Source organism: Pseudomonas sp. GL-R-19 (genome assembly GCF_019956375.1).
Lineage (GTDB): Bacteria > Pseudomonadota > Gammaproteobacteria > Pseudomonadales > Pseudomonadaceae > Aquipseudomonas.
On the sequence record NZ_JAHBDJ010000008.1, the window covers coordinates 1 to 14,019 of the forward strand.

Annotated in this window: 13 protein-coding genes and 1 pseudogene; 3 read left to right on the forward strand and 11 right to left on the reverse strand. The window is 60.6% G+C overall.

The features are described from left to right. From KGA83_RS04565 to KGA83_RS04595, 7 genes and pseudogenes are all read right to left on the reverse strand, one after another. Window positions 1-133 (reverse strand): annotated as a pseudogene (locus KGA83_RS04565) (IS4 family transposase); the annotation flags it as partial. Between the two features lie 215 nt (window positions 134-348). Further along, window positions 349-3,006, reverse strand: a complete 2,658-nt coding sequence (gene pepN, locus KGA83_RS04570; RefSeq protein ID WP_223528743.1) for an aminopeptidase N — start codon at window positions 3,004-3,006, stop codon at window positions 349-351. Window positions 3,007-3,016: 10 nt separating this feature from the next. Beyond that, window positions 3,017-3,847, reverse strand: coding sequence for a DUF2797 domain-containing protein (locus KGA83_RS04575; protein WP_223528746.1), 831 nt, complete (start codon window positions 3,845-3,847; stop codon window positions 3,017-3,019). Beyond that, window positions 3,844-4,104, reverse strand: coding sequence for a YeaC family protein (locus tag KGA83_RS04580; protein WP_108215875.1), 261 nt, complete (start codon window positions 4,102-4,104; stop codon window positions 3,844-3,846). The genes KGA83_RS04575 and KGA83_RS04580 overlap by 4 nt, the downstream gene beginning before the upstream one ends. A 32-nt stretch (window positions 4,105-4,136) precedes the next feature. Continuing rightward, entirely contained in the window at window positions 4,137-5,006 is an 870-nt protein-coding gene (locus KGA83_RS04585) for a rhomboid family intramembrane serine protease (RefSeq protein WP_108215876.1), read from the reverse strand. Further along, complete coding sequence (locus KGA83_RS04590; RefSeq protein WP_108215877.1) at window positions 5,003-5,974, reverse strand: metallophosphoesterase; 972 nt, start codon at window positions 5,972-5,974, stop codon at window positions 5,003-5,005. The genes KGA83_RS04585 and KGA83_RS04590 overlap by 4 nt, the downstream gene beginning before the upstream one ends. Continuing rightward, window positions 5,974-6,864 carry an NAD(+) kinase gene (locus tag KGA83_RS04595; protein WP_108215878.1) on the reverse strand — a complete coding sequence of 297 codons (891 nt, stop codon included), beginning with the start codon at window positions 6,862-6,864 and terminating at the stop codon, window positions 5,974-5,976. Before KGA83_RS04595 ends, KGA83_RS04590 begins: the two co-directional genes overlap by 1 nt. A gap of 117 nt (window positions 6,865-6,981) precedes the next feature. On the opposite strand from KGA83_RS04595, the gene KGA83_RS04600 reads away from it, so the two are divergent. After that, the gene (locus KGA83_RS04600; protein ID WP_108215879.1) at window positions 6,982-7,932 is read left to right on the forward strand and encodes a DUF1853 family protein; all 951 of its coding nucleotides are present in this window, start codon (window positions 6,982-6,984) and stop codon (window positions 7,930-7,932) included. A 184-nt stretch (window positions 7,933-8,116) separates the two neighbouring features. On the opposite strand, the gene KGA83_RS04605 is transcribed toward KGA83_RS04600, so the two are convergent. Next, window positions 8,117-8,677 (reverse strand): NADPH-dependent FMN reductase, encoded by a 561-nt coding sequence (locus KGA83_RS04605; protein WP_108215880.1) that lies wholly within the window; start codon window positions 8,675-8,677, stop codon window positions 8,117-8,119. A 175-nt stretch (window positions 8,678-8,852) separates the two neighbouring features. Here KGA83_RS04605 and KGA83_RS04610 point away from each other — a divergent pair, with 175 nt between their 5' ends. Together KGA83_RS04610 and KGA83_RS04615 are read left to right on the forward strand one after the other, a co-directional pair. Then, window positions 8,853-9,080 carry a hypothetical protein gene (locus KGA83_RS04610; RefSeq protein WP_108215881.1) on the forward strand — a complete coding sequence of 76 codons (228 nt, stop codon included), beginning with the start codon at window positions 8,853-8,855 and terminating at the stop codon, window positions 9,078-9,080. A gap of 88 nt (window positions 9,081-9,168) precedes the next feature. Beyond that, entirely contained in the window at window positions 9,169-10,062 is an 894-nt protein-coding gene (locus KGA83_RS04615; protein WP_108215882.1) for a LysR family transcriptional regulator, read from the forward strand. On the opposite strand, the gene KGA83_RS04620 is transcribed toward KGA83_RS04615, so the two are convergent. The 3 genes from KGA83_RS04620 to dnaQ all read right to left on the reverse strand — a co-directional run bounded on the left by KGA83_RS04620 (window position 10,028) and on the right by dnaQ (window position 13,906). Further along, on the reverse strand, window positions 10,028-10,642 hold the full coding sequence (locus KGA83_RS04620) for a GNAT family N-acetyltransferase (RefSeq protein WP_108215883.1): 615 nt from the start codon (window positions 10,640-10,642) through the stop codon (window positions 10,028-10,030). The genes KGA83_RS04615 and KGA83_RS04620 overlap by 35 nt on opposite strands. A gap of 14 nt (window positions 10,643-10,656) precedes the next feature. Next, a complete protein-coding gene (locus KGA83_RS04625; protein WP_223528749.1) occupies window positions 10,657-12,912 on the reverse strand; it encodes an Orn/Lys/Arg decarboxylase N-terminal domain-containing protein in 2,256 nt (751 codons plus the stop codon). Window positions 12,913-13,147: 235 nt separating this feature from the next. Continuing rightward, window positions 13,148-13,906: a DNA polymerase III subunit epsilon gene (dnaQ, locus tag KGA83_RS04630; RefSeq protein WP_046037200.1), complete on the reverse strand. Its 759-nt coding sequence runs from the start codon at window positions 13,904-13,906 to the stop codon at window positions 13,148-13,150. Window positions 13,907-14,019: the final 113 nt, after the last annotated feature.

Below are 14,019 nucleotides of genomic sequence, written 5' to 3' on the forward strand. Positions count from 1 at the left end.
ATGAAACAAGGGACATCAGCTCAACGATGGTCGAAAACAAAAGCTCACGCGGGTACTGGCGTTGACGGTGTTCTTCAAACACCTGATCAACCCATTCGGCAGGAACAGCCTGCTCCAGTATCAATTTCGTCATGACACTGGCCGGTGTCTTTTTTTCAAACCGCGCTAGAACTTCTGTCCACATCGTTTTCGTCACCCTGACTGGTTTTTAGGGGATTCTAAACGAAGACCTTGAAAGGGCTGGCCGTAAGGGCGAAACCGCCAGTCGCCGTTACCGCAGGAATGGATATGTACCCAATCAACCCATGACCCTGGTCGGCCCGAAGGCCGCCAAGGTCACCAGCAGACTCAGGCCAAACTCTTGCTGACCACCTCAAACACATCACTGGACAACTGCCCCGAAGCCCGAATCCGCTCCAGCTCCCCCTTCATCAAAGCCTGACGAGCACTGTCGTACTTGCGCCAGCGAGTCAAAGGCGCCAACTGGCGAGAAGCAATCTGCGGGTTAAAGCCATTCAACTCGATCACCAGATCCGCCAGGAAGCGATACCCGGAACCGTCGGCCGCGTGGAAGTTGATCAGGTTCTGCCCGGCAAACGCACCAACCAGTGCCCGCACCTTGTTCGGGTTCTTGATTTTGAACGCCGGGTGCTGCATCAACGCCTTGACTCTCTCCAGGCCACCGGGCAACACGCTGCCGGCCTGGACACTGAACCACTGATCCATGACCAGCGGGTTGTCCTTGAAGTGTTCGGCGAAGCTGGCCAGTGCCTTGGCCTTCTCGGCTTCGAACGGCGAATTGACCAGCACGGCGAGTGCGGTCAGGCGCTCGGTCATGTTGTCGCACGCGTCGAACTGCTCCAGCGTCGCCGCCAGGACTTGCGGCTTGCCGCTGAGCATCAGGTAGGACAACGCGATGTTCTGCAAGGCACGACGGGCGAAATGCTCGGCTTCGGCCACATACGGCGTCTGCTTCGACAATTCGCGATTGGCCTGATAACGCAGCCACAGGCCATCGAACAGCGCGTCAGCCAGTTGCTTGCGGGCAAACTCGCGGGCGACATGGATCGACTCGACGTCCGCTATTTCGCTGATCTCGGTCAGGTACGCCTCGCTTGGCAGCGAGAGCATTTCGGCGACCATGGCCTGATCCAGCGACTCGTCCGAGAGCACCGTGCGCAGTGCCGACACCAGCCGCTGATCGAGTACCAGCGCTTCGCCCTTCTGCTGCTGGCCGATCAACTCCTGCAGCACCTGCACCGACAGCTGCTGGCCGGCATCCCAGCGGTTGAAGCCGTCGCTGTCGTGCTGCATCAGGAACATCAGCTGATCACGGTTGTACGGGAAGCTCAGCTTCACCGGCGCCGAGAAGCCGCGCAGCAACGATGGCAACGGTTGTTCGGCAATGTCGACGAAGGTGAAGGTCTGCTCGGCCTCGGTTACCGAGATCACGCGGGTCGTGCCTTGGGCGGCGGCCTCACCGGCAAGACGCAGGGCAATCTCGCCGCCCTTGCTGTCCAGCAGCCCCAGTTCGACCGGGATCACGAACGGCAGTTTTTCAACCTTGTCCGGGGTTTCCGGGCAGCTCTGGCGGAAGGTCAGGCTGTAGGTTTTTGCCGCCGCATCAAAGGACTCGCTCACCGCCAGGCGCGGTGTACCCGCCTGGCTGTACCAGCGTTTGAACTGGGTCAGGTCGACGCCATTGGCATCTTCCATGGCCTTGATGAAGTCATCGCAGGTCACGGCCTGGCCGTCGTGGCGTTCGAAGTACAGGTCGCTGCCTTTGCGGAAACCTTCGGCGCCGAGCAAGGTGTGAATCATGCCGACCACTTCCGAACCCTTTTCGTACACGGTCAGGGTGTAGAAGTTGGAAATCTCGATGAAGCTGTCCGGGCGCACGGCGTGGGCCATGGGGCCGGCGTCTTCGGCGAACTGGTGGGTGCGCAGGTACGCCACGTCCTGGATGCGCTTGACCGTGGCCGAGTTCATGTCCGAGGAGAAACCGGCATCGCGGAACACGGTGAAGCCTTCCTTGAGCGACAGCTGGAACCAGTCGCGGCAGGTCACGCGGTTGCCCGACCAGTTGTGGAAATATTCGTGGGCGACGATCGCTTCGACCCGTTGGTGCGCGGCGTCGGTGGCGGTTTCGGCCTTGGCCAGCACGGCGCTGGAGTTGAAGATGTTGAGGCCCTTGTTTTCCATGGCGCCCATGTTGAAGTCATTCACGGCGACGATCATGAAGATGTCCAGGTCGTACTCGCGACCGTAGACCTCTTCGTCCCAGCGCATGGATTTCTTCAGGCTGTTCATGGCGTGCTGGCACTTATCGATGTTTTCCGGCTCGACGTAAATGCGCAGCGCCACGTTGCGCTCGCTCATGGTGGTGAAGCTGTCTTCGACGCACCACAGGTCGCCGGCCACCAGCGCGAACAGGTACGCCGGTTTCTTGAACGGGTCTTCCCAGGTCGCCCAGTGCCGGCCTTCTTCACCAGGACCGGAGGCGATCGGGTTGCCGTTGGACAGCAGCACCGGATAGCTGTGTTGTTCGGCGACCACCGTGGTGGTGAAGGTGCTCATCACGTCGGGGCGGTCGAGGTAATAGGTGATCTTGCGAAAACCCTCGGCCTCACACTGGGTGCAGAACATCGTGCCGGACTTGTACAGGCCTTCCAGCGCGGTGTTGGTTTCCGGGTGGATCCGGACGCTGGTATCGACCGTGAAGGTGGTGCTGGTCGGGTGCAGGGTCAGGTGATTCTCGCTCAACTGGTAGTCGGCGGCGCTCAGTTCACGGTCGGCCAAAGTGACCGACAGCAGTTCCAGCTGCTGGCCGTCCAGCACCAGCGGCGGCAGGCCCGGGCCTCGCTCGGGGTTGCGGCGCATCACCAGTTGCGCATGGACCAGGCTGTGGTCCTCGTACAACTCGAAGGTCAGGTGCGTTTCGTCGATCAGGTACTCGGGCGCCTGATAGTCCTTGAGGTAGATCATCTTCGGTTGTTCGGTGCGCATGCTGGAGTCCTTACTGATGCACGGCGAGCTGGTAAGCCGTGTATTTACGAATGTTGATCACGCCGGTGTCGAAGATCAGGTATTGACCCTTGACCCCCATCAGCGTGCCTTCGGCAATCGGGTTCTTGTCCAGGTTGAAGCTGACGATCTTCGCCGGGTACTGCTCGACCGGGTAGCGGATTTCCAGCGGTTCGGCATCGGTCACCGGCTGGATCGCCTGCAAGCCAAATCGCTGCTGCAACCCCAGCAGACCTTCAGCGCAGCTGTCGAACAATTGATCGCGAACCTCGGCCAGGTTCACGGCTACCGCATCGCCCTTGAGTAAAGCACGCCAGTTGGTCTTGTCGGCCACCTGGCTGCGCAGCAGATCCTCGACGAAACCGGATTGTTGCCGGGTCGATACGCGCATGATCGGCAACGCCTGGCTCGCACCCTGGTCGAGCCAGCGGGTCGGCAACTGGGTGGCGCGGGTAATGCCGACTTTCACCCCTGACGAGTTGGCCAGGTACACCACGTGATCGGTCATGCAGAACTTCTCGCCCCATTCCGGCTCGCGGCAGGTGCCGGCGTCGTAGTGGCAACGCTCCGGGCTCATGATGCAGACGTCGCACTGGGCCAGTTTGGTCATGCACGGGTAGCAGTAGCCCTGGCTGAAACTGGTCTTGGTCTTGCGTCCGCAATGGATGCAGTGGATCGCACCCAGGTATTCCAGACGCACCGTGGTGCCGATCAACGGATTGACCGGGACCTCGGTTTCGCCCAGACGCAAAGCGTATTGCACGTTCGGCCCGTCCAGGCGCGCCGACATTTTGCTGATTGCACCGCGGCCAATCTCGATCAATGGATGGCATCCGACTTGAACAGGATGTTCGGTACTTCGATCGACTTCGAAGCGCATTCCTGCGGCCCCATGTAGCCGGTACGCTGGTCCTCGGGCAGGTTCTGCATTTCCCAGGCGATCATCGCCTGCAGCGACAGCTCGCGTTGCTCGGCGGTGAGTTTGCCACCGTCGGACCATTTGCCGATTTCCACGGCCAGTTTCAGGCTCTCGTAGATATCGGAGGTAATGTTGTTGATCATTTCGTTAAAAGAGGACATTGGGTCTCCGTCTCTTTATTGCATGTTCTGAGTTAGGCGGCCAGTTTACGGCGGTTATACAACCCGCCCAACAAACCGGTGAAGCATCCGATGAGTAACCCGCTGACATGGGCCGCGTTGGCGATTTCGCCGAAGCCGATCATCGAGACCAGTCCGGACAGGCACAGCAACAACCACACCAGCATCATCACCAGCACGCCTCGCGGCAGGCGATAAGCCCGGTTCGGCGCCAGTAGCTGGAAAATCCAGCAATGCCCGAGCAGGCCGTACAGTACACCGGACAAACCACCGAACAAGGTCGGACCGCTGAAGTAATATTGGGCATAGTTGGACACCAGGCTGAACAGCAGGGTCAAGCCGATCAGGTTGATACTGCCCTGACGCGACTCGATGCGCCGCCCCAGCTCCCAGTACCACATGCCGTTCATCGCCAGGTGCAGGATGCCGAAGTGAATCAGCATCGGCGTGAACAGGCGCCACCACTGCCCCGCCGCCAGGCTGTCGGCCAGTGGCGTGAAGTGGAGGTACTCGCCGACCACGCGGAATTCGAGGAAGGTCAGCCAGCGCATCGTTTCAAGGTTGTCGCCGAGCAGGGTCACTGCACCGACAATCACGCTCAGCAACAGCACCAGCGCGGTGGCCCTGGCGTATTTCAATTGCTCGACGAACCCCGGACGCTCGATGGTCTGCGCCAGCGGAATGTCCAGCTGCTGATCGGGATCGCCCGCCGGAAAGCGTTCGTAGAGCGCACGCACGTCTTCGCTGATGTTCTGCGGCACCCACAGCACCTGTTCGCCAGCTTCTTCGCTGACCCGATGGGGCACTTGCATGCGCTTGAGCAAGGTGACGAACCCGCTCAAGTCCACCGCCAGGGGCAGACGCAATACCGCTACAGCACTCATTGCAGCACCTCCGGCCGCTCGACATCGACCCAGACGAATTTATGCGGATCCAGGCGGGTTTCCTGATCCAGGCGATAGGCAACCAGCTTGCCGTACAGCACCGCGCTGTAATCCAGACAGGCCAGGTTCGGCCGGATCGGTGCCGGCTTGCCGCTGCGCCAGTAATGACCGACGAACAACAACGGCTCATCGATGCCATAACGCAGCAAACTGTTCTTTTCGGTGGACGTCAGCGGCGTCCGGGCCACGGGTTCCGGCAGTGCATCGGGCTGGAACACGATATCGCCGTAGGTTTTCGGATCGTCTTCCCAGAACTTGGTGCGGAAGAACGAACGCACCAGCCCATCGCCGCTGGTCATGGTCAGGCCATGGGGCAAGCGCATGTCCGTGCCACGCAAAAGGCGATCGAATACGGTGCAGGCAAACGATCCCGACTGCGCCGAAGCCTGGAGAAAAGGCTCGTCGACGCAACCGTTGGGGAACAACGCCCGCAGCGGCTCGATCAGCCCGGCATCCCAGCAGGCGTGGACCACGCGAAAACGCCCGGCATCGACGAACAATGGCAGCTTATAGAACCATTGCTGGAAGTCGTGCCAGTCACCCGGATGGTGTTCGAACTGGGTCAGGGTTTCATGCAACAGGCGGGCATGGCGCGGCGTGTGCTCGCGCACGAATTGCTTGCCGCTGCCGGGTAGCGCCGGCGTGCTCCAGCCCAGCGCATTGAACTCGTGGTTGCCCATGATGCACAGTGCCTGACCGGCCTCGACCATGTCGTGGACGATATGCAGCGCCTCGCGAATCCGCGGGCCGCGATCGATGATATCGCCGACGAACACCGCCATGCGCGAGGCGTGGCGCCAGACGCCGCCCTGTTTGTGATAACCGAGTCGGTCGAGCAAGTGCTCCAGGGTCAGAGCGCAACCGTGCACGTCACCGATCAGGTCGTAGCTACGCGCGGGATCGAGCATCAGTCGCCTCCACCCCCCAACTTGCTGCCCCAGCCGAGCTTGGTCCGGCAGACTTCATAGTAGTTGTGGTCGAGCGGGTGAATCAGCCGCAGTTTCTGGGCTTTCTTGCTCACGGTAATGGTGTCGCCGGGCGCGCAGGTAAAGTGGTTCTGCCCGTCACACGAGACTTGCGGGTAAATCTGCATATCCTTGGACACGACGATTTTCAGCTCACTGTTGCCATCGACCACGATCGGTCTACCTGACAAGGTATGGGGGTACATCGGCACAATCACAATAGCGTCGAGCTTGGGATGCATGATCGGCCCGCCGGCAGACAGTGCATACGCGGTGGAACCTGTCGGCGTCGCAACGATCAGGCCGTCGGCCTTCTGGCTGCAGACGAACTGGCCGTCGATGTACAGCTCGAATTCGATCATTCGCGTGGATTTGCCAGGGTGCAGCACCACATCGTTCAGTGCATCGCCCTGGCCGATGGCCTCGCCGTGGCGGCGGACTTCGGCTTGCAGCAGGAAGCGGTTTTCCACCAGAAAGTGGCCATCCAACACTTCGGCGACCTTGGTTTCCAGCTCGTCGGGACGAATATCGGTTAGGAAACCCAGGCTGCCCCGGTTGATGCCGAGCACCGGAATATTGTGCCTGGCCAGCGCCCGGGCGGCACCGAGCAGGCTGCCGTCACCACCGACCACAATGACCATGTCGCAGACTTCGCCGAGCATCTTGCGCGACGAGGTTTGCAGGCCGTGCCCTGGCAGCACTTCGGCGATGGTGTCTTCGAGGATCACGTGCAGGTGACGATCGAGCAGAAACCGTTTCAGTCGGCGGACGGTATCCAGCACCTGGGAACTGCCCAGGCGACCGATGATGCCGATATTGCGAAATTGCTCCATGGGGCTCCTGCGGGGATCTGTGTGGCGGCGAAAACCACGATTATGGGCGAAAGCCGCCCGTAGACAAAATCCTTTCAGCTTCAAGGGTGTGCCCGGGTTTCGGGCTATGCTCGCAAGATGATGCTATTTCCGGATTTGCTCCACCTGCCCCATCAATTACGCCATCCCGAAGTGCGTGACCTGGCGTGGGTCATCCTCGCGCCGCCCATGCTGGACGATACCCCGTGGCCGCAGCGTCACCCGCTGGCCGGCAGCGACTGGGTGCAGGCACCGGATCGGCTGGAGCATTGGCTGCGGCAATTGGACCGAGACAGTTATGGCTTGCTGCACTGGCTGGCCCAGGCCCGGACCCGGCGTCTGGGCCTGTATTACGAACGCCTCTGGCAATTCGCCGTGCAGCATGCGCCCGGCATTGAACTGATTGCCGCCAACATGCCGATTCGCCGCGAGGGGCACACCCTGGGTGAACTGGACATGCTGCTGCGCGACCGCGACGGCGTGCATCACCTGGAACTGGCGATCAAGCTCTACCTCGGCCCGCAATCCGGCGACGGACACGACACCGCCCAGTGGCTGGGTCCGGGATGCCACGACCGGCTCGACCGCAAACTGGCGCACCTGAGCCAGCATCAATTGCCGATTTCCGCTCGCCCCGAAAGCCGTGAAGTGCTCGCGGCGCTGGATATCCAGGCGTTCAGCGCGCATTTGTGGCTGGGGGGGTATTTGCTGTACCCGTGGCCGGGACAGGCCGCTGCGCCGCTGGGTGCACATCCGCAGCATTTGCGGGGGCGCTGGCTGCATCAAAAGGATTGGCCGGCGTTAGTAGCCCAGAGCGCGCCCGGTCGCTGGCAACCTCTGCCCCGCCATGCCTGGCTGGCGCCGGCGCATTACTCGGCGGAACACACCTGGACCCCTGAGCAGATGCAGGCATGGCTCAATGACCTGGACCCGCTGGCGCCGGCACAACTGCTGGTGCGCCTGACGGAAAATGCCAATGGCGACTGGGAAGAAGCCGAGCGATTGTTTCTGGTGTCGGACCTTTGGCCGAATGTGCCGGGTAATGCCTGAGTTTTGCTGTGTCTGAGCCGGCCCCATCGCGAGCAGGCTCGCTCTCACATTGGGTCCCAGCCGAACACAAATCTTGTGTCCACTGAGGATCCCTGTGGGAGCGAGCCTGCTCGCGAAGGGGCCAACCCGGCCTGAAGAGATAACCTCCCAGCGCCTGGCAGGACAATACGCTGATCAATGAACATCAAACTTTCTTGTGCTGCTCGACCCATTGCCCATAGGCATTGATGAAACTTTGCAGGAACGGCTTGACCGACTCGGACAACTTGCCCGCCTCGTCGAACGCCGAACCGGCGTTCCCCAGATAGGCCTCTGGCTGCTGCATCATCGGCACATTCAGAAACACCATGGATTGACGCAGGTTGTGATTGGCGCCAAACCCGCCGACGGCCCCCGGCGAAGCACTGATAACTGCGCCGGGCTTGCCATTCCACGAACTCTTGCCATAAGGGCGAGAACCGACGTCAATCGCATTTTTCAACGGCGCCGGCACCGAACGGTTGTATTCCGGGGTCACGAACAGCACCGCGTCGGATGAGCTCACCTGTTGTCGGAAAGTGCTGTAGGCTGCCGGCGGTGAAGCGCCATCGATGTCTTCGTTATAGAGCGGCAGGTCGCCAATTTCGACGATGTTGAGCTTGAGATTGGCCGGCGCCAGCTCTATCAGGGCCCGTGCGACCTTGCGGTTGATCGATTCCTTTCTCAAGCTGCCGACCAGGACGGCGATCGTATAGACGTTGCTCATAAGAGTTTCTCGACTGTCCGATAGGAAGAGCTTGTAGTTATAGATGACGATTCAAGCAGCGGGCGACTGAAAACGCCGTCCCTGACTATTTTTTTCCTGTAGGAAAACTTACCTCGCCCAAGCGCGGTCTACAGAGCCGCAAATTGAGTGATTTATCTCCAGAGGTTCCAAGCAGATGGCAGCAGTACTCGTCGGTCAGTTCCATGCAAGAGATGCGCAAGGCCGTATTTATTCGGTGCACGAGTTCCAGGACTCCACCCCGGCGGTAGACGGATCAGGCCCTGTCACCACCTACAAGCTGGCCATTGGCGACCGTGTCAACAAGGTCGACGACAATCAATTCATGCTGGTGCAAACCGGCGTGACCATTACCCGCGAACCGCAAACCGCAAGCGTTTCATAACCCGTCGTTATGAGCAGAAGTCATATGCGCGGACTTGGGGTAGGATTCAGCCACTGACTCCTCCACCTGCTGAACATGGACTTCACGCATGCGCTTACGCCATATCGAAGTGATCCAGGCGCTCTTGCAGACCGGTCACCTGGGCACCGCCGCCGAATGGCTGCAGTTGCCGGTGACCGAAGTCGAGCGCTTGCTGCGCGATGCCGAGGATCAGTTGGGTTTCATGCTATTCGCCAGCGTACGCGGGCGTTTGCAGGCCACCCGCGAGGCTCGGGAACTGCAAGTGGAAATTGCCCGGGTCTACGACGCGCTCGAACCCGTGCAGCGCCTGGCCAACAGCCTCAGGCAATACCTGGCGCCGCCGCTACGCATCATCTGCACCCCGCCCCTGGCCAATCAATTGTTGCCACACAGCATCGCGGCCCTGCGCCGACGCCTGCCCGACGCGCCTTGCACACTGCTGAGCCAGCCCACCCGCGACATCGTCAGAAGCCTGCTGCTGCGTGAAAGCGATCTGGGGCTGAGCCTGCACGACCCTGATCACGCCGATCTCGATTGCCAGGTGATTGCCCAGGGCAAACTTCAGTTGCTCGCACCCCATGGCTGGCTGCAACCGAAACAGAAATACATTTCACTGCAGGATCTGGCCGGTCAATCGATGATCGGCCTGGAGGGGCACGATCCGCTGAGCCCGGCACTGGAAAACAAACTGCACGGCTTGCGCCCTGCCCCGGTGATTCAAACCCGGGTCCAGACGCATCAGATGATGCGCAGCATGGTCGAGGCCGGCGAAGGTCTGGCCATCGTCGATCCCTTCACCGCCCTCGGCGCCAAAGCCTCGGGACTGGACACCTGCCCGTTGGCGCCAGCCGTGCCGATCAGTCTCTACGCCCTGTCCCTGAAAAACGTCGAACCCTCTCCGGCGGTTCAGGCACTGTTGGCCATCGTCACGGAACAAGCCGCGGCGATGCTGACGAACTGAACGGGTTTTCCAGCGGATTTTCGAACAGTCGATACCAGAACAGCGCCACTTCGGCAGTGTTCGGGTCAATGCCGCGATAGCGCAGCTGGTCGATCCCGCCCATCACGTATCCGCAACGCTCATAGAGCCGGCAGGCCCCCAGGTTGTTGTTCTGGGTTTCGAGCATGATGCCCGGGAGCTTTTTCTTGCGGCTCCAGAATTGCGCCACATCCAGCAGGGCCTTGGCCACTCCATGCCGTCGGGCCGGTGCATGCACCGCCAGTTCGTCGATATGGGCAAAGCCGTTCCAGTTGGTACTGACCACCAGATGCCCCACGGGCTGGTCATCCAGATAGGCCATGAAAATCGCGCTGTCGGCACCATCGCGAAAGCTGCTGAATTCCTCGGGGTCGATGCCGTAGCACTTGCGATAAGGCGTGATCGGGGTGACCGGCCACTGTGCCACCGGCTTGCCTATTTCGGCCGCACCATAGGCCGCGACTTCAAAACTGAAATCACTGCCCCAGATATAGGCGGCAAAACCCTCGTCGGCAACCCGTACCGACAACCCTGGATAATTCGGATTTATTACCGGTTGCATACTGGGAAAGGTCCTCATTCCTTGATGCAATCGACGGTGTAGCACCGCCCACCGCTCTGATCTTCGTGTTGCAATCCGTGCACATCAGCGACGAACCCCGGGAAACTGCTATCGAACGTGCGGGCAAACGCCAGGTAATCGATGATCGAGCGGGTCGATTCGGTAAATCGCTCACCCGGCATGATCAACGGAATGCCGGGCGGGTACGGCACCAGCATGACGGCGGCAATCCGCCCGTCCAGCGCATCGATCGACACCGCTTCGACTTCACCCCGCACCAATTGATCATAGGCGTCCGCCGGTTTCATCGCGACTTCCGGCAGTACGGTGTACATGCGCTTGAGGTGCCTGGCGGTAGCATTGCTGCGATAACAGGCATGCAACTGATCGCATAAATCACGCAGGCCCATGCCCTGATAGCGCGCGACATTCTCTTGCGCCACGCAAGGCAGGCAACTGGCCAGACTGACGTTGGCGTCATAGCTGCGCTTGAACTCCAGCAATTCGGTGAGCAGCGTGCTCCACTTGCCCTTGGTGATGCCCATGGAAAACAACACCAGGAACGAATACAGACCGGTCTTCTCAACCACCAGGCCACGCTCCCAAAGGAACTTGCTGACCACCGCCGCCGGAATCCCGCGCTCGCTGAGGGCGCCACCGGCCGTCAGCCCCGGCATCACCAGCGTGACCTTGATCGGGTCGAGCAGCACATAATCGTCGGTCACGCCGCCAAAGCCATGCCAGTCGGCATCGGGCTGCAGCAACCAGTCCTCGGTGACGACCCGCTCGATGCCTTGCGCCGACGGCGGTTGCCAGATCGAAAACCACCAGTCATCCGCGGCAATGTGCTGGCGCAAGTTAGCCAGCGCCCGGCGAAAACTCAGGGCTTCGTCGAACATTTCCTGCAACAGCGAACGCCCGGCCGGCCCTTCCATCATCGCCGAAGCCACATCCAGCGAGGCGATGATGCCGTACTGCGGCGAGGTCGAGATGTGCATCATGAACGCTTCGTTGAAGCGATCCCGGTCCAGTTGCCGCGCGCCGCCATCGCGCACGTGAATCATCGACGCCTGACTGAAAGCCGCCAGCAACTTGTGGGTGGAGTGGGTGGTGAATACCAACGGGCTGTCTTCATCACGGGACGTACCCATGCCGTAGCGCCCGGCAAAAAACTCATGAAACGCCGCATAGGCGTACCAGGCCTCGTCGAAGTGCAGCACCTCAACACTGTTGCCCAGTTGCTGCCTGATCAGCTCTGCGTTGTAGCAGAGGCCGTCATAGGTCGAATTGGTCACTACAGCGAGCTTGACCTTCGGCGAACGCCCCTTGGTCAGCGGACTGGCGTCGATCTTGGCCTGGATCGATTCGCGGCTGAACTCGCTCAGGGGAATCGGGCCAATGATCCCCAGTTCATTACGCTCCGGACACAAGTACAGCGGGATCGCGCCGGTCATGATGATCGAGTGCAGCACCGACTTGTGGCAATTGCGATCCACCAGCACCAGGTCATCGCGGGCGACCACCGAGTGCCAGACAATCTTGTTGGCCGTGGACGTGCCATTGATCACGAAAAAGGTGTGATCGGCGCCAAAATTACGTGCTGCACGGGCCTCGGCTTCAGCCAGGGGACCGGTGTGATCAAGTAAAGAGCCGAGCTCAGGCACCGACACCGAAAGATCCGAGCGCAGGGTGTTTTCCCCGAAAAACTGGTGAAACGCCTGCCCGACCGGACTCTTGTGATACGCCACGCCACCGCCGTGACCGGGGGTGTGCCACGAATAATTGGAGTCCGCCGTGTGTTGCACCAACGCCTTGAAAAACGGCGGCAGCAGGCCATCGAGGTATTTGCGCGCGGCGCGGGCCACCTGCCGGGCGAGAAAGGGCACCGTGTCTTCAAACAGGTAAAGAATGCCGCGTAACTGATTGAGCTCGGCCATGGCGTCGGCAGGCGCATTTTCCAGGGTCACTGTTTCGCCCAGGGCGAAGATCGGCAGATCCGGTGCACGCACTCGCGCCAGACCAATCAGTTCGGCCATGTTTTGCAATAAATGGGAATGGGCGCTGGCGTCCTCAGAGGCAATCAACATGCAGGACAGGCCATGGTAGGTCGACGCCACCAATCGTCCTTCGGTGTAGTCCACCGCCGAAACGACGCTGAACCCTTCCTGCTCCAGTTCCCGGGCAATTCCCCGCACACGGTCGCCGGCAACGCTGTCGGACTTGATGTCGCGATGGACAATCAGGACCGGGAATTTCAAATCTTTATACATGAGGCTCAGTGTCCTGAGGCGGCAGACCAGAGCCTGCCAATTACCTCAGGGTAGAGTGTTGCAGCGGATGTGGCGAGCGTCGCGCCCTGAAATGGGTCATCGGATGCATGCCAGCGGCGCGGCTATTCGAAGATCAAAAGATCGCAGCCTCGTTTCACTCGACAGCTCCTACAAGGGAATGTGTAACCCTGTAGGAGCTGTCGAGTGAAACGAGGCTGCGATCCTTAAGAAACATCTACGCCTGCGCTTCAGCCTCAGCCAACTGCACCCACAACGCCGGAGCACCCGCGGATTTGCCGATGATTTCCAGGCGCGCCGCGTGGCGGGCCAGGTCGTCTTCGCTGGCGCGGATGATGCGCGTCGGCTGGCGATCTGCTGGCAAACGGCGAATCTCGGTGGCCGAATTGTCCGCCCCTTCACCGGAGCCATTGCCATCGGAGGCGTTACCGGCCAGGGACAGACTGGTCTGCCCCCCGGTCATGGTCAGGTAGACGTCGGCGAGAATCTCGGAGTCGAGCAAGGCGCCGTGCAGTTCACGGCCGGAGTTGTCGACGCCATAGCGCTTGCACAAGGCATCGAGGCTGTTGCGCTGCCCCGGGTGACGTTCCCGGGCCATCATCAAGGTATCGAGGATCGAGCAGTGCTGCGTGATGTCCGCGCGGTCCTGCTGCCCCATCAGGGCGAATTCGTTGTTGATGAAGCCAACGTCGAACGCCGCGTTATGGATGATCAGCTGCGCGCCCTTGATGAACTCGAAGAACTCTTCGGCCACTTCGGCAAAACGCGGCTTGCCCACGAGGAATTCGTTGGTGATGCCGTGGACGCCGATGGCGCCCTCGTCACTCTCGCGATCGGGTTGCAGGTACACATGAAAGTGCCGGCCCGTCAGGCGTCGGCCGATCAACTCGACACAACCGATTTCGATAATCCGGTGGCCGTCGGTCACCGGCATGCCGGTGGTTTCGGTGTCGAGTACTACGGATCTGGTGGCCATCAGCGCTCAGCTCTCAATCGGTCAATCGTGCAAAAGCGGCGATGTTAACACGCTCGCAGGGGTCTTTCAGGCGGACCGTGTTGCGCCCTTCGCGAGCAGGCTCGCTCCCACAA